We start from the raw sequence: 17,970 nt of genomic DNA on the forward strand, positions 1-17,970 counted from the left end.
TCACCTTGAGAGGCTCCCCTGCTCCTTTGGTTAAAAGGTGGATACGTTTGGCGCCCGTTCGGGCGCCTTTTTTTGTGTTGCTCTTACCGGCCTCATCGCTGGCAAGCCAGCTCCCACAGGTTTTTGGGTTGTGACTCGGACCCTGTGGGAGCTGGCTTGCCAGCGATGAGGCCCGAAAGCTCACCTCATTTCTCCCGGTCCAAGCGCCGGAACACCAGGCCCGCGGCCAGGCACATCAGGCTCACCAGCACCAGGGTGATCTGGATATCGCCGGCCTGTGGCTGACCGTGCCCCTGCAGCCGCTGGATCGCACCCAGCAGCATCGCCGCCAGGCACACGGCCAGGCTCAGGCTGATCTGCACGCTGGTCGCCGACAGCGTCGCCGCGCTGGCCGAGCGCTCCGGCGGGATATCGGCGTAGGTCAGCGCGCCCATTGCAGTCATTTGCAGCGAGCGCGACAGCCCGCCGACGAACAGCATCGACATCACTACCGGCGGTGCGGTGTCCTCGGTAAACAGCGCACATAGGGCAATGGAAAGCGCCCCCAGCACCGTGTTCCACATCAGCAGGTCGCGAAAGCCGAAACGCCGCGCCAGGGGTACCGAGATGAACTTGATCAGCAGGGCACCGGCGCCGCCGGCGAAGGTCAACAGCCCGGCCTGCAGCGCGCTCATGCCATATCCCAGCTGAAACAGCAGCACCAGCAAGAACGGCAGCGAGGCACTGCCCAGGCGAAACAGGGTGCCGCCCCATAGCACCAGGGCAAAACTGGGAATGCGCAGCAACGACAGGTCCAGCAGCGGCGAAACTGCGCGCCGTGCATGGCGCACATAGGCGCAGGCGAAACCCGCGCCGGCCAGCAGCAACAGGCACGACCATTCCCAGCGCAACGAACCGTGCCCGAGGCTTTCGAATGCCAGCACCAGGCAGGCCAGCGCCGGGCTGCCGAGCAGGAAGCCGCGCAGGTCTAGCGAGCGGGTGCGTTGCCCCGGGTAGTCCGGTACATGGCGCAGCACCAGCACTATCCCGAGCAGGCCGATGGGCAAATTGAGCAGGAAGATCCAGTGCCACGACAACCCGGTCACCAGCAATCCGCCCAGCGGCGGGCCGAACACCGGGCCGAGCAGGGCGGGCATGGTCAGGTAGGCCATGGCCTTGAGCAGGTCGCCCTTGCTCGACCAGCGCAGCAGGATCACCTGGCCCACCGGCACCATCAGCGCTGCGGCCATGCCCTGGCAGAAGCGCGCCAATGCCAGTTGCCAGAGGCTGGCGGACAGGGCACAGGCCAGCGAGCTGGCTACGAACAGGCCGATGGCGGCGATGAACACCCGGCGCGGCCCAAGGCGTTCGGCCAGCCAGCCGCTGAGGGGGATGAACATTGCCACCGCCAGCAGGTAAAGGGTGACCACCAGGTTCATGCGCACGCTGGGCTCGCCGAAATCCGCCGCCAGTTGCGGCAGGGCGGTGAGCACGGCGGTGGAGTCGAGCAGCTCCATGAACAGCGCGCAGCCGATGATCATCGGCACCTTGCGCTGGAAGGTCGGTGGTGCGTCCGGTCGGGTCAGGGCGTTCAGGTCGTCCGCCTTAGCGCAGGGCGGGTTTCTGGGCGGGACATGGTTGGGTTCTTCATCACTTGGGATGGCGAACAGGGTAGGGGGCGGAGGGCTGTGTTGTGAAATACCGCTTGGTGCTTTGTTAATAACGATGTTTTGTTTTCATGCAAAATTTACATGTTTTGTCCGTACGGTCATTGAATGATCTTCAATCCTTCCTGCCTTGGTCCGCTGAAGATCTTCATGTACCTGATGGTCACCTGCGCATGCTCGCGCATGATCGCCTCGGCCCGTGCGCCCTGTCCGGCCAGCAGGGCATCGACCAGGGTGTGATGCTGCATGTTGGCGAAATTGAACCGGCGAAACTCCTGGGCCAGGTTGCTGCGGTCCACGGCGATCGAACTCACCGAGGCGAACGGCAGGTGTTCGTTGCGCGACAGCGCTTCGGCCACCGCGGCGTTGCCGCTGGCTTCGATGATGGCCTGGTGGAAGCGCTTGTTGATGTCGTGGTAGGCCGCCAGGTCTTCTTCGCTGACGAAGCCCTTGTCGAACAAGCTGTCCGCCTGCTCCAGGCACTCCAGCAGTACTGCGCGCGTCGCCATGCTTATACCGCGCTCGGCCGCCTGCCGCGCCGCCAGCCCTTCCAGTACGCCACGCACCTCCACGGCATTGCCGAGGGTTTGCGCCGTCACTTGCTTCACCGCGAAACCCCGTGCCCCGTGGCGAACCAGCAGCCCTTCCTGTTCGAGCGCGCGCAACGCCATGCGTACCGGCATCCGCGAGACTTCCAGCAATTCGGCGGTGGGTACTTCGGCGATGCGCTCGCCGGGGGCGAACTGCCCGTCGAGGATCATCCTGCGCAGCAGGTTCAATACACGTTGTCCGGATCCACTCACTGCGGCCTCCACGGCCAAAACCCTTCATGCGCGGCACTGTAGCGGCTTTGCCGGCCGCTGCGAAGAGCGGGCGGGAAGAAAAAAGCCGGGCGATTATCGAACCTTTAATGGATCCATTAAGCGTGCATATATTGCGTTTTTAACGGGTTAAATCCAATTTATGGATCCATCACAACAACAAAACGAGCCTGACCCATGCACCCGAAAAACGCCTGGTACGTCGCCTGCACCCCGGACGAGATCGCTGAAAAGCCCCTGGGCCGCAAGATCTGCAATGAAAATATGGTGTTCTACCGCGGCGACCACTCCCGCGTCGCCGCCCTCGAGGATTTCTGCCCGCACCGTGGCGCGCCGCTGTCGCTGGGCTTCGTCCGCGACGGCAAGCTGGTATGCGGTTACCACGGCCTGGAAATGGGCAGCGATGGCCGCACCGCCACCATGCCGTGCCAGCGGGTGCAGGCCTTTCCGGCGATCCGCAGCTTCCCGGTCGAAGAGCGTCATGGCTTCATCTGGGTCTGGCCCGGTGATCCCGCCCGTGCCGACACGGCGCTGATCCCTAACCTGCATTGGGCTGACAGTCCTGACTGGGCGTACGGCGGCGGGCTCTACCACATCGCCTGCGACTACCGGCTGATGATCGACAACCTGATGGACCTGACCCACGAAACCTACGTGCATGCTTCGAGCATCGGCCAGAAGGAAATCGACGAGGCGCCGGTCAACACCCGGGTCAGTGGCGACGAAGTGATCACCAGTCGCTTCATGGAGAACATCCTGCCGCCGCCGTTCTGGCAGGCCGCCCTGCGCGGCAACGGCCTGGCCGACGACGTGCCGGTGGATCGCTGGCAGATCTGCCGCTTTACCCCGCCCAGCCACGTGATGATCGAAGTCGGCGTGGCCCATGCCGGTACCGGCGGCTACGACGCACCGGCGCATTGCAAGGCCGGGAGCATCGTGGTCGATTTCATCACGCCCGAGAGCGACACCTCGATCTGGTACTTCTGGGGCATGGCGCGCAACTTCAAGGCCGACGACCCGGCGCTGACCGAGACCATCCGCAGCGGCCAGGGCAAGATCTTCGCCGAGGACCTGGAAATGCTCGAGCGCCAGCAGCGCAACCTGCTGGAACACCCGCAGCGCAGCCTGCTCAAGCTCAATATCGATGCTGGCGGCGTGCAGTCGCGACGTATCATCGAGCGGATCATCGCCGCCGAGCAGGCACCGGTGATTGCCCGGAGTGCATCGTGATGGAACTGCTGATCAAGGCGATGCGCCTGGAGGCCGAGGACATCGTCGGCCTGGAGCTGGTCCGCGAAGACGGCGCGCCATTGCCCGCGTTCACTGCCGGGGCGCACATCGACGTGCATCTCGACCAGGGGCTGGTCCGCCAGTATTCACTGTGCAACGACCCGCACGAGCAGCACCGCTACTGCATCGGTGTGCTGCATGATGCGGCGTCCCGCGGCGGCTCGCGCGCGGTGCACGAGCGGTTGCGGGTGGGCCAGCGAGTGACGGTCAGCGAGCCGCGCAACCTGTTCGCGCTGGACAGCGGGGCAGGGCGCTCGCTGTTGTTCGCCGGTGGTATCGGCATCACGCCGATCCTGGCCATGGCCCACAGCCTGGCCCGCGAAGGACGGCCATTCGCCGTTCACTACTCGGCGCGTTCGGCGCAACGTGCGGCGTTTCTCGACCAGCTCGGCGAACTGCCGGCCAGGTGCTATTTCGACGACGGCCAACGCCTCGACCTGGCTACGGTCCTGGCGAACGAGCCGGCGGATACGCATCTGTATGTCTGCGGTCCGGCAGGCTACATCGACCATGTGCTCGAAGGCGCCCGGGCGCTGGGCTGGGACGAGTCGCGACTGCATCGCGAATACTTCGGCGCAGCGCCGCTTACCCAGGCTGAAGACGCGGCCTTCGAGGTGCGCATCCACGCGACGGGGCAGGTCTTCGAGGTGCCGGCGGATCGTTCCATCACCCAGGTGCTGGACGACGCCGGAATCATCATCCCGGTATCCTGCGAGCAGGGAATCTGCGGCACCTGCATTACCCGGGTGGTGGATGGCGAGGTGGATCACCGCGACCAGTTCCTAACTGCCGAAGAGCGCCGCGGGCAAATGACGCCTTGCTGCTCAAGGGCCCGGGGTGGCTGCCTGGTACTAGACCTGTAATTGGATGGACTCGCCCCCACCGTGGCGCACAGACGCCTCGGCGGGGGCGAGTCCATCCAATTACGGGATCGGGTTGGCCCGTCGGTCACTACAAAGCTTTTTCCTGCCCAGCCCCAACATTTTTAATAATTTGCCTAACCCCCGCTCTGCTCCATCATCCTCCTCACTCGAAGAATAAAAACGACGCGCATTCCACGCGCTCGAAACCCGGCCGGTGCCAGGGCCCGAACAAAAGAGCCCGCGCCCGCCTTACTGCCCTTTCAAGACTGTCTTTGCCAACCATGTCGGGGTCGACGACCCGCGCCTGCTGTTCGCGGCTACCCGGCATTTACCTTGAGTAGTAGGGAGGAAGTGTCGATGTCTTTGAAAATGCGTGCGTGCGCGTTGGCTGTGGTTTCCACTCTGGCGGCGGGCAATGCCCTGGCCGCGACGGACAAGCTCACCGTGATTTCCTTCGGCGGCGCCACCAAGGCCGCCCAGGACCAGGCCTATTTCAAGCCGTTCGAGCAGAGCGGGGCGGGCAAGGTGGTGGCCGGCGACTATAACGGTGAGCTGTCCAAGGTGAAGGCCATGGTCAGCGTCGGCCAGGTTTCCTGGGACGTGGTCGAGGTGGAAAGCCCTGAACTGCTGCGCGGTTGCGAAGAGGGGCTGTTCGAGAAGATCGACCCGGCGCTGCTTGGCAACGGCGAGCACTACCTGGCCGATACTGTCAGTGAATGCGGCGTCGCCAGCTATGTCTGGTCCATGGTCATGGCCTACAACCCGGCGAAGCTGTCCTCGCCACCCGCCTCCTGGGCCGACTTCTGGGACACCGCCAAGTATCCCGGCAAGCGCGGCCTGCGCAAAGGCGCCAAGTACACCCTGGAAGCCGCCTTGCTCGCCGATGGCGTCAGCCGTGCCGACCTGTACAAGGTGCTCGCCACCCCTGCCGGCGTGACCCGCGCCTTCGCCAAGCTCGACCAGATCAAGTCCTCGATCCAGTGGTGGGAAGCCGGCGCCCAGCCGCCGCAATGGCTGGCGGCCAATGACGTGGTGATGTCCGCCGCCTACAACGGACGCATCGCCGTGGCCCAGAAGGAAGGCACCCACCTCGGCATCGTCTGGAACGGCGGCCTCTATGACCCCGACCACTGGGCCATCGTCAAGGGCTCGCCGAACAAGGCCCTGGCCGAGAAATTCATCGTCTTCGCCAGCCAGGCGGCCAACCAGCAGCGCTTCTCGTCGAGCATCCCCTACGGCCCGGTCAACAAGCAGGCGCTGGATGCCTTGCCGCTGGACGTCCAGGCCCAGTTGCCGACCGCGCCGGCCAACCTGGAGCAGGGGCTGCTGGTGGATTCCGGATTCTGGGTGGACCACGGCGAGGAACTGGAAGAGCGCTTCAACGCCTGGGCTGCGCGCTAAACGAAGCGCGCTCACAGCAGATCGAAGAACAGCTCCAGGCCCAGGCGCTCGCCGCTGTGGACCCGGCTGATGGCGTGGCGCGTCGTCACCCGGGAGTGGCGTACCGGGCGGCGGCCGGCGGGAATGATCGCGATGTCGCCCCGGCGCAACGGCACCACGATGGGCCGGGATTGCAGGCGCGGGCGGTGCTCGGTGAGCAGCAGGTCGCCACCGCTGAAGTCCTTGCCGGGAGTGCACAGAAGAGCGCACAACAGCAGCGGAAAAGCCGTCGGCGATTGGCCCAACGGCTGGTGCTCCTGCTCGCGCAGGCGGGTATAGCGTGAAGGATCCAGCGCACGGCCCGCTTCGCGGCAGCGCGCCTGCAGTGCGGCCAGTTGTGGCGGGTAGGCTTCCTGTTCACTCCAATGGTTGGCTATGCCTGCCAGCGGCGGATAGAAGGTCGTCTTCAAGGTGTTGAGCAGGCCGCAGGAGCCGAACCGGTCGGCGTCCAGGTAGCCGGGGAGCAGCAGGTACCCGTCCCGCTCGAGGCCGGCGAGCATATCAGCGAGCGTCATGGAAGATCACCCCCAGGGTGTGCCGGCTGCCGCTCGATACCTGGCTGACACCATGCCTGACCTGCACCCTGCGCCAACCCCCGCGCCGCCCCGGCACTGGCCGTATCGCCACCGGGAAAACCACGCCGTCGCCCTGCTGCAATGGTACGACCTCGGCGCGGTGCTCCTGGCTGGAATACTCGGTGAGGCAGAATTCGCCGCCCTCGAAATCAACGCCGGGACGTGACAGCAGGATGGCCACCTGCAGAGGGAAGCACAGGTCTCCATAGAGGTCCTGGTGCAGGCAGTTGTAATCGCCGGGCCGGTACTGCAACAGCAGGGGCGTGGGGCGCATCTGGCCTGCCCGGTGACACTGCCGGAGAAAGCCGGAGAGGGAGGGCGGGTAAGACTCCTGGCGCTTGAGCCGGCTGTTCCACAGGTTGGCGATCCCGGCAAGCACGGGGTAGATGCGCTGGCGCAGCCGCTCGACCTGCGCAGGCAGGGGATAGCGAAAGTACTGGTATTCACCGCTGCCAAAACCGTGGCGAGACATGACGATGCGCGAGCGGAACCGGTCGCTTTGCCGATACAGGGCGACCAGTTGCCGGCATTCGTCGCCGCTGAGCAGTGCCGGAAGCAGGGCGTGGCCCGTGTTATCCAGGGACTGCACAAGGCTGGGGTTTTCAAAAGAAAAACGGGTCTGCATGCCGTTGCACCTGAGTGGGATGGACTCAGTTTGCCGAGGCAGCGGGCCCAGGACACTCCGTTCCTTGCGCTGGTCTTGCACAATCCGACCGAACTTCCCCGGACATCCCGCGGACAAAGCCATAGCAACGCCGGTTTTGAAATGTCTTGTAACAAGCAAGGCAGGCAACCCCGGCCACTTTGCCCGTGATGCCAAAGCCTGCCCGTCGATACCCACAAGAGCGGTCTCCAGCCTGCCGGGTCGATATGCAGCACGCCATCCGGGTTCCCTGCGCAAGGTAATAGGTGAACCTGCATGTTGTCAGCCAAGCAAAACTCGCGAAGAAAGTTCCTGCTGTCTTCGCTGATCGCCTTGCCCGCCATGGGCATCGCCCTCGACGGCCTGAGCGCGGCAGTGGCGGCGGAGATCATCGCGCCGAGCCTCGACAGCTACACCCCGGTGTTCTTCAGCGCCGCCGAGTGGACCTTCATCAAGGCCGCCTGCGACCGCCTGATCCCCGCCGATGGCCGCGGCCCCGGCGCACTCGAATGCAACGTGCCGATCTTCATCGACCAGCAACTGGCCGGCGACCTGGGCAGCGAGGTCTACCTCGAAGGCCCCTTCGACCTGAATGCGCCCGCCACCCTCGGCTACCAGTTGCCCTTCACCCCGCAGGAGGTCTACCGCAAGGGCATCGCCGCCCTGGAGCGCGCGTGCCAGGCCAGTCACGGCACGCATTTCGCCTTGCTCGACCTGCCCACCCGCGGGCAGGTCCTGGGCCAGTTGCAGAACGGCCAGATCGATTTCGCTGCCCACGGCGAGCCGGTGCTGCCGGGCAAGCTGCTGTTCACCGACCTGCTCAACCACACCCGCCAGGGCTGGCTCGCCGATCCTATTTACGGCGGCAACAAGGGCATGAAGGCGTGGATCGCCATCGGCTTTCCCGGTGCCCGTGCCAGCTATCTGGAATGGGTGACCCAACACAACGTGGCGTATCCGCTCGGGCCGGTGAGCCTGAGTGGCCAGCGCGCCTGAAGCCGTCATCCGACGCCACAGCATTCAAGGGGCAAGCATGAGCAGCATGAGCAATGACGAAGTCGATGTGGTCGTGGTCGGCCTGGGCTGGACCGGTTCGCTGATGAGCATCGAACTGGCCCAGGCGGGGCTCAGGGTGCGCGCCCTGGAGCGCGGCGCCGACCGGCCCAACGCCGATTTTTCCTACCCCAGGCCAGCGGACCAGTACGCCTACGGCCTGCGCAACAAGGTCATGGTCACGCCCAGGGACGGTGCCCTGACCGTACGCCATGACCTCGCCGGCAACGCGCTGCCGACCCGGCAGTGGGGCGCCTTCGTCCCGGGTACCGGCGTCGGCGGCTCCGGCCTGCATTGGACCGGGGTACTGATCCGGCCGACGCCGACCGATATCAAGCTCAAGACCTATGCCGACCAGGCCTACGCACCGGGCAGCCTCGACGAGCGCATGCAGATCCAGGATTACCCCTTCACCTGGGACGAGATCGAGCCGTACCTGGACCGCTTCGACAAGATCTGCGGCCTGTCCGGCAACACCGGCAACCTGCGCGGGCAGATCATCGCCGGCGGCGACCCGTTCGAGGGCCCGCGTTCCAGCCCGTTCCCGCTGCCGGCGCTGGAAGACACGCTGAACAACAGGATGTTCGCCGAGGCCGCGCGCAAGCTGGGTTACCACCCGTTCCCCAACCCCTCGGCCAACGTTTCGCGCCCGTGGAAAAATCCCTACGGCAACCAGATCGCGCCGTGCAATTACTGCGGCTTCTGCAGCAAGTACCCGTGCCTGAACTATTCCAAGGCCTCGCCGCAGACCGCCGTGATGGACGCCCTCACGCGCATGGACAACTTCGACTACCGCACCGGCTGCAACGTGCTGCGGGTCGATCTGCACCCCGACGGCAAGACCGCCCGCGGCGTCACCTACGCCGATGCCCAGGGCAACGAGGTGTTCCAGCCGGCGAAGATCGTCATCCTGGCCGGCTTCCAGTTCGTCAATGTGCGCCTGATGCTGCTGTCGGGTATCGGCAAGCCCTATGACCCGCACACCGGCGAGGGCGTGATCGGCCGCAACTACGCCTTCCTCAGCGTCGGCGGAGCGACGCTGTTCTTCAAGGACAAGCATTTCAATCCCTTCGCCACCGCCGGCGCCACCGGACAGATGTTCAACGATATCTCCCCGGGCAATTTCGACGGCCCGGGACTGGGCGTGATCGGCGGGGCGAAGATCCACAGTTCCCAGGCCACCGGCACGCCCATCGGCACCTCGCTGCCGTCGGGGACGCCGGAATGGGGCCAGGGCTGGAAGGAGGCGATGCAGGACTGGTACGGCCATTCGATGACCATCAACATCTCCACCGGCTGTATGTCCTATCGCGACCACTATGTGGACCTCGACCCGACCTACAAGGACCCGTGGGGCCAGCCGCTGTTGCGCATCACCTTCGACTGGAAACCCAACGAGCTGAAGCTGCAGCAGTACCTGCGCGGGATCGTCCTCGACATCACCCGGGAGCTGGGGCCGGATAGCTACAGCGAAAACTTCCTGGGCATGGACTCGCACTGGGATATCACCAAGTACGTGTCCACGCATAACGTCGGCGGCGCGATCATGGGCGACTCGCCGAAAACCAGCGCGCTAAACCGCTACTTGCAGAGCTGGGATGTGCACAACGTCTTCGTCCCCGGCGGCAATGCCTTCCCGCAGAACTTCCAGGCCAACCCCACCGCGCTGATCGGCGCCCTGACCCTGATGTCGGCCCAGGCCATCAAGGAGCAGTACCTGAAGAACCCTGGCCCGTTGGTACAGGCCTGAGGAGCGCGACCATGACAACCCGATCCCGCTCCCTGCTGTTGTCGCTGTTCGTTGTCCTGCTGGTCGGGGCCCTGCTGGCCTGGCTGGGCGCCGGGCTGCTCAACCGGTCCGGGGATGCCGCCGAAACGATGTCCCAGGCGGTCACCCCCGAGCTGCTGGACAAGGGCGCCTACCTGGCCCGCGCCGGCGACTGCGTCGCCTGCCATACCGCCCGCGAGGGCGGCAAGCCGTTCGCCGGCGGGCTGGGCATCGCCTCGCCGATCGGCACCATTTACTCCACCAACATCACGCCCGACCCGGACACCGGCATCGGCCGCTGGACCTATGGTCAGTTCGAACGCGCCGTGCGCCGCGGCATCGGCCACGACGGGGCTGCGCTGTACCCGGCCATGCCGTTTCCGTCCTACGCCCGCCTGACCGACGCCGACACCCGGGCGCTGTACGCCTGGTTCATGCAGGGCGTACCGGCGGTGCGCCAGGAGAACCGTGCCAGCGACATTCCCTGGCCGCTTTCGATTCGCTGGCCGCTGGCCTACTGGCGCGCGTTGTTCTCGCCAGCCCCCGAGTCGGTGGCAAGCAGCGAGGCGGCCGTCAACGGCGACGACATCGCTCGCGGTGCCTACCTGGTCCAGGGCCTGGGGCACTGTGGCTCGTGTCACACCCCGCGGGCCCTGACCCTGCAGGAAAATGGCCTGGACGAGCGTGCAGCCGCTTATCTCACCGGTACCGAACTCAATGGCTGGAACGTTCCGGCCCTGCGTGGCATGCCGCACTGGAACGAGGACGAGATCGCCGAGTACCTGGGCAGCGGGCGCAATGCCAAGGCCTCGGTAGCGGGGGAGATGACCGACGTGGTCGCCAACAGCACCTCGCACCTGAGCGATGCCGATCTGCAGGCCATGGCGGCTTATCTGAAGTCGCTGGACCCGGGGCAGGCGAGGGCTCACCAAGCCGACGCCGAGCGTGCCGGCGCCACGGCGCGCAAGCTTGCCGCTGCGCGCGACCTCAGCCTTGGCGAGCGCCTGTACCTGGATAACTGCAATGCCTGCCACTTCGTCTCCGGCAAGGGCGCGGAGCGGGTCTTCCCGCAACTGGACGGGGCCACGGTGGTCATCGCCGACAAGCCGGACGCGCTGTTGCACGTGATCCTCGCCGGCGCGGCCACGCCCTCTACCGAGCGCGCGCCGTCGGTGCTGCCGATGCCAGGCTTTGCCAAGCGCCTGGACGATGCCGAGGTTGCGCAGTTGGCCACGTTCCTGCGCCAGGGGTGGTCGAACCGGGCGTCGGCGGTGAGTGTCGAGCAGGTGGAGCGGGTGAGGGCGGGGATCGCCGGGCAGCCGTAGGCCAGCCCTATTCCGCCCTGGAATACCTCCATGAAAAGCTTGAATTGTATTTCCCTCGAAAAACCTCATAGCGTGATCTCCTCAACCAAGGAGATTGCGCCATGAGTCAGTTGCGCCTGTTCGTCGATGCCCGCTACACCAGCCCTTATGCCATGTCGGTGTATGTGACCCTGCGGGAAAAGGGCTTGGATTTCGAAACCGTGCCGGTCGACCTCGACCAGGGGCAAAACCAGGCGGATGACTATAGCCGGCTGTCTCTCACCCAACGGGTACCTACCCTGGTCCATAACGGTTTCGCCCTGTCCGAGTCCTCGGCCATCAGCGAATACCTGGAAGACCTGTATCCTGAACGCCCGGTCTATCCCCGCGATCCGCGCCAGCGCGCCCGCGCCCGGCAGGTTCAGGCCTGGTTACGCAGCGACCTGATGCCGATCCGCGAAGAGCGTTCCACCCTGGTGGTGTTCTACGGCGCGAAGCAGGGGCCGTTGTCGACGGCGGGGCAGGCCGCGGCGCGCAAGCTGATCGCGGCGGCGCAGGCGTTGTTGCCGGAGGGGGCGGAGTATCTGTGCGGGGAATGGTCCATCGCCGATGCGGACCTGGCCGTGATGCTCAACCGGTTGATCCTCAATGGCGATGAAGTGCCGCAGCGGCTGAAGGATTATGCGGCGCGGCAGTGGCAGCGGGCGTCGGTGCGGGAGTGGGCGGAAAAGGTGCGGCCGGCGTTGTAATCTCAAGACCTGATCATTTCCCGCACCCGCTCTGCCAGGGTTTCCAGGGCGAATGGCTTGGTCAGCACCTGCATCCCCGGTTCGAGTTGCCCTTCACCGATGGCGGCGGTCTCGGCATAGCCGGTGATGAACAGTACCTTCAGGTCCGGCCTGTTCATTCGCCCGGCATCGGCCATCTGCCGGCCATTCATGCCGCCGGGCAGGCCGACATCGGTGATCAGCAGGTCGATGTGCACGTCCGAGCGCAGCACCTTGAGCCCCGAGAGGCTGTCGCCCGCCTCGATAAGGCTGTAGTCGAGATCGCCCAGCGCATCCACCAGCAGCATGCGCACGCTGGGTTCGTCGTCGACGATGAGAATGGTTTCCCCGGACACGCTCGGCATGATCGCATTGAGATCGCTGCCGGCGCTTTCCTCGTCGAGGGCGCCCTGGTAACGCGGCAGGAGGATCTGCACGCTGGTGCCGCCACTCGATTCCGAGCTGATGCGCACCTGGCCACCTGACTGCTTGGCGAAACCGTAGATCATCGACAACCCCAGCCCGGTGCCCTGGCCGATCGGCTTGGTGGTGAAGAACGGGTCGAACGCCTTGGCGAGGACGTCCGGGGTCATGCCGATGCCGGTGTCGGCCACCGTCAGCAGGACGTATTTACCCTCGGCGATTTCCTGGGCCCGGGCACCCTCGGCATCCAGGCTGGTGTTGGCGGTTTCGATGCGGATGCGTCCGCCATCGGGCATGGCATCGCGGGCATTGATGCACAGGTTGAGCAGGGCGTTTTCCAATTGGCTGGCGTCCACCAGGGTCGGCCACAGGCCGGGGGCTGCCGACGTCTCGACCGCGATGCCCGGGCCCACGGTGCGCTGGATCAGCTCGCCCATGCCCTGCATCAGCCGGTTGACGTCGGTGGGCCGCGGGTCGAGGGTCTGCCGGCGGGAGAAAGCGAGCAGCCGGTGGGTCAGGGAAGCGGCGCGCTTGACCGCGCCCTGGGCAGTGTCGAGGTACTTGTCCAGCTCCTGGATACGGCCTTGGGTGATACGGGTTGCCATCATTTCCAGGGCGCCGGAAACCCCCGCCAGCAGGTTGTTGAAGTCGTGGGCGATACCGCCGGTGAGCTGGCCGACCGCTTCCATTTTCTGCGACTGGCGCAGTTTCTCTTCGGCCTGCATCAGCTCCAGGGTGCGCGCGGCGACCCGCTGTTCGAGGGTTTCGTTGAGGCTGCGCAACGCGGCGATGGCGCGGTCGCGCTCGGCCTCTACCAAGCGCCGCTCCTCGACGTCGATCACCACACCCGGGAGGCTGCTGGGGCTGCCATCGTCGGCACGATCGACGCGGCCATTGGCTTCGATCCAGTAATAGCGGCCGTCGCTGCGCTTGACCCGGTATTGATGGGCATAGGGCTTGCCGCTGGCAATCACCGCGCCTATGGCTTCGGTCAGGCCGTTGCGATCATCCGGGTGCACCGATTGCAACACCTGCTCGAGGGTCAGGCCTTCGGTGCCCCAGGCCGGATCCAGGCCGCAGGCACGGGCAAAGGCCTCATCGATGCTGAACCGGCCGTTGTGCAGGTCCCAGTGCCAGGTACCGATGATCGCGCCGGCGGCCAGGGCCAGTTGCACGCGTTCGATGTTCTGCCGCGCCAAGGCCTCGCTGCGGCGCAGGCGTTCCTCGGCGTTGCGGCGTTCGGTGACGTCGCTGAAGATGATCGCGATCAAGCGCTCCTCGGGTTCGCCGACCTTGACCGCGCGCACGTCGAACCAGCGCTTGAAGGCTTCGGCATAGCTTTCGAAGGTGGCCGGCTCGCCGGTCCTGGCCACGTGGCCGTAGGTCTGGAACCAGAAGTCTTCCAGGTCCGGAGCGAACTCGGTGACCCACTTGCCGCGCAGATCGACCCCGGCCTGGCGTTCGAAGGCCGGGTTGGCCTCGACGAACTGGTAGTCGATGGGACGGTCATCGGCGTCGAACTTGACCTTGACCAGGGCAAAGGCCGACTCGACCGTTTCGAGGATGGTGCGAAAGCGTTCCTCGCTCTTGCGCAAGGCGACCTGGGCCTTGTGCATGGCGGTGGTTTCGAAGGGTTGGTAATGGGCTGACGGCGGGTCGGGATCGAGCCCCGCATTCTCCAGGGCCATGCGCAAACGCAGGATTTCCGCCTCCAGCGCTTCACGGGTCAGGTGCTTCATCGCGTTCCACCGGTGTTTCTTTTCATTCGTTCTTGCCCGCAGGGCCAGGGAGCCAGCCGGCGTTGGACTGGCGCGCGCGCCGGGACGTTCCGCTTCGGCATGGGAAAACCACAGGTTGCCTGCCGCCTTGATGTTCTAGCACAGCCGTGCTGGCAATTGAATATTGCCCAGCGCACCAAACATTGACCGCCGCCGGCTGCGGGAGCCAATAACCTTGCTAGATTTGCTCAGGCGTTCTGCTCGTCGCCCAAGGAAATCTATGCAGCCTCCATCGTCCAAGCCCGCCGCGTCCCCTGGCAAACGTGATTGGCAGCGCTGGCTGCCGGGCCTGCAGGTGCTGCGCAGCTACCCGCTTGCCTGGTTGCCCAGGGACCTGCTGGCCGGCCTGGTGCTCACCGCCATGCTGGTCCCGGTGGGCATCGCCTACGCCCAGGCCTCGGGGGTGCCGGGCATCCATGGGCTGTACGCGACCATCGTGCCGCTGCTGGCCTATGCCCTGTTCGGGCCGAGCCGGATCCTTGTGCTCGGTCCCGATTCGGCCCTGGTCGCGATCATCATTGCCGTGGTGTTGCCGCTGTCCGGCGGTGATCCGCTCAGGGCGATCACCCTGGCCAGTGCCATGGCCCTGGTCTCGGGCCTGGTCTGCCTCGCGGCCGGGATACTGCGACTTGGTTTCATCACCGAGCTGTTGTCCAAGCCGATCCGCTACGGCTACATGAACGGCATCGCCCTGACCGTGCTGATCAGCCAGACGCCCAAGCTGTTCGGCATCAGCGTCGACAGCGAAGGGCCGGCGCGGGATGTCTGGCACCTTGTCCAGGCGCTGCTCGATGGCAAGGCCAACTGGCTTGCGTTTGCCGTGGGCGCCGGCAGCCTGGCGATCATCCTGCTGCTCAAGCGCTTCGAGCGCGTGCCCGGAATGCTGGTCGCCGTGGTGGCTGCGACGCTGGTCGCATGGTCGTTGCAGTTCGAGGCCAGGTACGGCGTCAAGGTCACCGGCTCTTTGCCCCAAGGCTTGCCGGGATTCGCCTTTCCGTTGATCGACGCTGCCGACGTGCAGGCGACCCTGATCGGCGGCTTCGCGGCGGCGCTGGTGTCCTTCGCCGATACCAGCGTGCTGTCGCGCACCTATGCCGCCAAGACCCGTACGCCAGTGGATGCCAATCAGGAAATGATCGGCCTAGGCATGGCCAACATTGCCACCGGGCTGTTCCAGGGCATTGCGGTCAGCAGCAGTTCATCGCGTACGCCGGTGGCCGAAGCGGCCGGGGCGCGTACGCAGATGGCCGGGGTGTTCGGTGCGCTGGGGGTGGCGCTGTTGCTGCTTCTGGGGCCCGACTTGCTCAAGCATCTGCCCGGCAGCGCCCTGGCTGCCGTGGTGATCGCGTCCGCCATCGGCCTGTTCGAGTTCAAGGACCTGCGGCGCATCTACCGTATCCAGCAATGGGAGTTCTGGCTGTCGATCACCTGTTTTGTCGGTGTCGCCGTGCTCGGCGCGGTGCCAGGCATCGGCCTGGCGGTAGCCATCGCGGTGATCGAGTTTCTCTGGGATGGCTGGCGTCCGCACTACGCCGTACTCGGGCGGGTCGCCGGAATTCGCGGCTATCACGACGTCAGCCGCTACCCGCAGGCGCGGCTGGTGCCGGGGCTGGTGCTGCTGCGCTGGGATGCGCCGCTGTTCTTCGCCAACGCGGAGCTGTTCCAGAACTCTGTACTGCAGGCGGTGCAGCAGGCACCCGGGCCGGTGCGACGGGTCGTGATCGCGGCAGAGCCGGTGACCAGCGTGGACGTGACCTCGGCAGACATGCTGGTCGAGCTGGAACAGAGCCTGCGCGGGCAGGGCATCGAACTACGCTTCGCCGAGGTTAAGGATCCGGTGCGGGACAAGCTGGAGCGCCTCGAAGTGCTGGCGCATATCGGCCGGGACGTATTCCAGCCGACGGTGGAAGCGGCAGTGGAGGTGTATCTTGAGGAACATCAGGTGGACTGGAAGCCCTGATCACTGTTCTTGTGGGATCACCGAAATCTTGCCGTTGCGCTCCACGATCGCGAACTTGATCTGCTCCACCCGTTCGATGCCTTGGCTGTCCCGCGCCGATTCCAGGATGTCGTCCTCGGTCAGGCGTGCCCGGCGCATGCGCTGGTGGAGGAAGCGGCCGTGCTCGACCACCAGGGTGGCATGGCCGTCCAGCAGCCGGGCCAGGCGGCGCGAATTGAGCTTGGCCAGCGACAGCCCGACGTCCAGGGCGATCAGCGTGGCGATGACCAGCATGGCGTTGATGAAGGAGAAGTCGTCGCCCAGCAATGCCTGCTGGGTGGCTTCGCCGATGATCAGCAGCAGGACGAAGTCGAAGGTGGTCAGGTCGGCCAGGGAGCGGCGCCCCGCGATGCGGAATACCAGCATCAACGCCAGGTACATGCCTGCGGCGCGGAGAATGGAATCCATGGCTGGCTCCTAGGGAAAGAAAAAGGTCGAGAAGGTTGTGGTGCTGCCCTGGCCAAGGCCGACGCGTCCTTCCAGGCGGCCCACGTGTTCGCTGCGCAGGGTCAGGTACAGCGTCGCGATGCCATCCTCGCCGGTGCCCAGGCGCATGAGGATTTCTTCACCGCGGGACTGTGCCGACAGCGGCTCGGGTTGCAGGGTCTCGATGCTGGCTTCGCGCAGCAGCGAGCCCCCGAGCAGCAGCTGCACCGGCTGGCCCGGGGTGCCGCGGACCTGGATGCGCATGCTGTCGGTCGTGCCGCTGCGGCTCAGACGCTGGTATTCCACGCGAATGCGGCCGTCGGCGCTGGTGGCTTCGGCATCGCTGAGCGGACCGTTGCCGAACAGGCCGGCCAGGGCCAGCAGCACGATCAGCACCAGCACGTACCAACCGACCCGCTCGAAGCGCCAGACCCGCTGCTGCAGGGTCATGTCTTCCTCGACCGGGTAATGGCGCGAGACCAGCTCGTCGTTGTTCATGGTCAGGCACGCTCGCCGCGCAGCCAGCGCTGGTGGTAGTGCTCCAGTTGGGTCAAGCCGAACAGCGCGCCCTGGCGCATGACCTCGGCACGCTCGCCGAAAAAACGCTGGCTACGGGTGAAGGTGGCAAGCGGCTCGCCGGCGAAGGCCCAGGCAAAGCACAGGGTGCCTGGCTGGATGCTGCCTTCGCCCTCGGGGCCGGCGATGCCGGTGGTGGCGATGGCGACATTCGCCTGGCTGTCGCGCAGGGCGCCGCGGGCCATTTCCCAGGCCACTGCTTCGCTGGTCAGGCCATAACGGTCGATGGTCTCCTGGCTGACGCCGAGCAGGCGTTTCTTGGCAGTCGGCGAATACACCACATAACCGCTTTCCAGCACTTCGCCGGTGCCGGGTATCGCGGCCAGCATGGCCACCACGTCTCCCGCCGTGCAGGACTCGGCGGTGGTCAGGACCAGTTGGTGATGCTTGAGGTATTCGAGCACGCTCTCCACGGGATCTTTGGTCATCGTCATGCACCCTGTTGCTGTTTTGCGGTTGACGCAACGGCCCGGGCGTTGGTTCCAGCGAAGAGCGTGGGTATCTAGACATCTTTCTGAATAGTGGTGGCTGCGAGGTGCCCGTCTGAGAACCGCGTTATGGCCGCCAAGTGCATGCCGGTAGATCTTCAGCGCCCTCA

Annotated in this window: 16 protein-coding genes; 8 read left to right on the plus strand and 8 right to left on the minus strand. The window is 65.5% G+C overall.

Annotation, left to right across the window (positions count from 1 at the left end):
• Positions 1-185 precede the first annotated feature (185 nt).
• Entirely contained in the window at positions 186-1,520 is a 1,335-nt protein-coding gene (locus N7650_RS15925) for an MFS transporter (protein ID WP_279899051.1), read from the minus strand.
• A 227-nt stretch (positions 1,521-1,747) separates the two neighbouring features.
• On the minus strand, positions 1,748-2,449 hold the full coding sequence (locus tag N7650_RS15930; protein ID WP_037062423.1) for a GntR family transcriptional regulator: 702 nt from the start codon (positions 2,447-2,449) through the stop codon (positions 1,748-1,750).
• 195 nt (positions 2,450-2,644) lie between these two features.
• Here N7650_RS15930 and N7650_RS15935 point away from each other — a divergent pair, with 195 nt between their 5' ends.
• From N7650_RS15935 to N7650_RS15945, 3 genes are all read left to right on the plus strand, one after another.
• Positions 2,645-3,697: an aromatic ring-hydroxylating dioxygenase subunit alpha gene (locus tag N7650_RS15935; protein ID WP_009407989.1), complete on the plus strand. Its 1,053-nt coding sequence runs from the start codon at positions 2,645-2,647 to the stop codon at positions 3,695-3,697.
• A complete protein-coding gene (locus tag N7650_RS15940; protein ID WP_279899052.1) occupies positions 3,694-4,620 on the plus strand; it encodes a PDR/VanB family oxidoreductase in 927 nt (308 codons plus the stop codon). Before N7650_RS15935 ends, N7650_RS15940 begins: the two co-directional genes overlap by 4 nt.
• Before the next feature lie 357 nt (positions 4,621-4,977).
• A complete protein-coding gene (locus tag N7650_RS15945; RefSeq protein WP_064303992.1) occupies positions 4,978-6,021 on the plus strand; it encodes an ABC transporter substrate-binding protein in 1,044 nt (347 codons plus the stop codon).
• Positions 6,022-6,032: 11 nt separating this feature from the next.
• On the opposite strand, the gene N7650_RS15950 is transcribed toward N7650_RS15945, so the two are convergent.
• Together N7650_RS15950 and N7650_RS15955 are read right to left on the minus strand one after the other, a co-directional pair.
• The gene (locus tag N7650_RS15950; protein WP_279899053.1) at positions 6,033-6,575 is read right to left on the minus strand and encodes a 2OG-Fe(II) oxygenase; all 543 of its coding nucleotides are present in this window, start codon (positions 6,573-6,575) and stop codon (positions 6,033-6,035) included.
• The gene (locus N7650_RS15955; protein ID WP_279899054.1) at positions 6,562-7,260 is read right to left on the minus strand and encodes a 2OG-Fe(II) oxygenase; all 699 of its coding nucleotides are present in this window, start codon (positions 7,258-7,260) and stop codon (positions 6,562-6,564) included. The genes N7650_RS15950 and N7650_RS15955 overlap by 14 nt, the downstream gene beginning before the upstream one ends.
• Before the next feature lie 294 nt (positions 7,261-7,554).
• Here N7650_RS15955 and N7650_RS15960 point away from each other — a divergent pair, with 294 nt between their 5' ends.
• The 4 genes from N7650_RS15960 (at position 7,555) to yfcF (ending at position 12,152) form a co-directional block, all read left to right on the plus strand.
• Positions 7,555-8,274: a gluconate 2-dehydrogenase subunit 3 family protein gene (locus N7650_RS15960; RefSeq protein ID WP_009396363.1), complete on the plus strand. Its 720-nt coding sequence runs from the start codon at positions 7,555-7,557 to the stop codon at positions 8,272-8,274.
• 37 nt (positions 8,275-8,311) lie between these two features.
• Positions 8,312-10,081 (plus strand): GMC family oxidoreductase, encoded by a 1,770-nt coding sequence (locus tag N7650_RS15965; protein WP_009396361.1) that lies wholly within the window; start codon positions 8,312-8,314, stop codon positions 10,079-10,081.
• 11 nt (positions 10,082-10,092) lie between these two features.
• Positions 10,093-11,424 (plus strand): cytochrome c, encoded by a 1,332-nt coding sequence (locus N7650_RS15970; RefSeq protein ID WP_279899055.1) that lies wholly within the window; start codon positions 10,093-10,095, stop codon positions 11,422-11,424.
• Positions 11,425-11,525: 101 nt separating this feature from the next.
• Positions 11,526-12,152 (plus strand): glutathione transferase, encoded by a 627-nt coding sequence (yfcF, locus tag N7650_RS15975; RefSeq protein WP_279899056.1) that lies wholly within the window; start codon positions 11,526-11,528, stop codon positions 12,150-12,152.
• A 2-nt stretch (positions 12,153-12,154) separates the two neighbouring features.
• Here yfcF and N7650_RS15980 read toward each other — a convergent pair whose 3' ends face one another.
• On the minus strand, positions 12,155-14,332 hold the full coding sequence (locus N7650_RS15980; RefSeq protein WP_279899057.1) for an ATP-binding protein: 2,178 nt from the start codon (positions 14,330-14,332) through the stop codon (positions 12,155-12,157).
• Positions 14,333-14,591: 259 nt separating this feature from the next.
• Here N7650_RS15980 and sulP point away from each other — a divergent pair, with 259 nt between their 5' ends.
• Complete coding sequence (sulP, locus tag N7650_RS15985; RefSeq protein WP_279899058.1) at positions 14,592-16,331, plus strand: sulfate permease; 1,740 nt, start codon at positions 14,592-14,594, stop codon at positions 16,329-16,331.
• Here the strand turns inward: sulP and N7650_RS15990 are convergent, their stop codons facing one another.
• From N7650_RS15990 to N7650_RS16000, 3 genes are read right to left on the minus strand one after another with little or no spacing between them, the layout of a single operon-like run.
• Complete coding sequence (locus N7650_RS15990; protein ID WP_009396135.1) at positions 16,332-16,778, minus strand: YetF domain-containing protein; 447 nt, start codon at positions 16,776-16,778, stop codon at positions 16,332-16,334. It lies immediately after the preceding gene.
• Between the two features lie 9 nt (positions 16,779-16,787).
• A complete protein-coding gene (locus N7650_RS15995; protein ID WP_009396134.1) occupies positions 16,788-17,294 on the minus strand; it encodes a hypothetical protein in 507 nt (168 codons plus the stop codon).
• 2 nt (positions 17,295-17,296) lie between these two features.
• Complete coding sequence (locus N7650_RS16000; RefSeq protein WP_279899059.1) at positions 17,297-17,800, minus strand: CinA family protein; 504 nt, start codon at positions 17,798-17,800, stop codon at positions 17,297-17,299.
• Between the last annotated feature and the right edge of the window lie 170 nt (positions 17,801-17,970).

Origin of the sequence: Pseudomonas sp. GD04058 (assembly GCF_029836855.1) — a bacterium.
GTDB lineage: Bacteria > Pseudomonadota > Gammaproteobacteria > Pseudomonadales > Pseudomonadaceae > Aquipseudomonas > Aquipseudomonas bharatica.

What these genes read in the sequence shown, in the direction of transcription:
- N7650_RS15945 (WP_064303992.1), top strand. Translation starts at nt 4,978, where the DNA reads ATGTCTTTGAAAATGCGTGCGTGCGCGTTGGCTGTGGTTTCCACTCTG.
- N7650_RS15970 (WP_279899055.1), top strand. Translation starts at nt 10,093, where the DNA reads ATGACAACCCGATCCCGCTCCCTGCTGTTGTCGCTGTTCGTTGTCCTG.
- N7650_RS15960 (WP_009396363.1), top strand. Translation starts at nt 7,555, where the DNA reads ATGTTGTCAGCCAAGCAAAACTCGCGAAGAAAGTTCCTGCTGTCTTCG.
- N7650_RS15935 (WP_009407989.1), top strand. Translation starts at nt 2,645, where the DNA reads ATGCACCCGAAAAACGCCTGGTACGTCGCCTGCACCCCGGACGAGATC.
- sulP (WP_279899058.1), top strand. Translation starts at nt 14,592, where the DNA reads ATGCAGCCTCCATCGTCCAAGCCCGCCGCGTCCCCTGGCAAACGTGAT.
- N7650_RS15955 (WP_279899054.1), bottom strand. Translation starts at nt 7,260, where the DNA reads ATGCAGACCCGTTTTTCTTTTGAAAACCCCAGCCTTGTGCAGTCCCTG.
- N7650_RS15995 (WP_009396134.1), bottom strand. Translation starts at nt 17,294, where the DNA reads ATGAACAACGACGAGCTGGTCTCGCGCCATTACCCGGTCGAGGAAGAC.
- N7650_RS15950 (WP_279899053.1), bottom strand. Translation starts at nt 6,575, where the DNA reads ATGACGCTCGCTGATATGCTCGCCGGCCTCGAGCGGGACGGGTACCTG.
- N7650_RS15965 (WP_009396361.1), top strand. Translation starts at nt 8,312, where the DNA reads ATGAGCAGCATGAGCAATGACGAAGTCGATGTGGTCGTGGTCGGCCTG.
- N7650_RS15990 (WP_009396135.1), bottom strand. Translation starts at nt 16,778, where the DNA reads ATGGATTCCATTCTCCGCGCCGCAGGCATGTACCTGGCGTTGATGCTG.
- N7650_RS16000 (WP_279899059.1), bottom strand. Translation starts at nt 17,800, where the DNA reads ATGACCAAAGATCCCGTGGAGAGCGTGCTCGAATACCTCAAGCATCAC.
- yfcF (WP_279899056.1), top strand. Translation starts at nt 11,526, where the DNA reads ATGAGTCAGTTGCGCCTGTTCGTCGATGCCCGCTACACCAGCCCTTAT.
- N7650_RS15980 (WP_279899057.1), bottom strand. Translation starts at nt 14,332, where the DNA reads ATGAAGCACCTGACCCGTGAAGCGCTGGAGGCGGAAATCCTGCGTTTG.
- N7650_RS15925 (WP_279899051.1), bottom strand. Translation starts at nt 1,520, where the DNA reads ATGATCATCGGCTGCGCGCTGTTCATGGAGCTGCTCGACTCCACCGCC.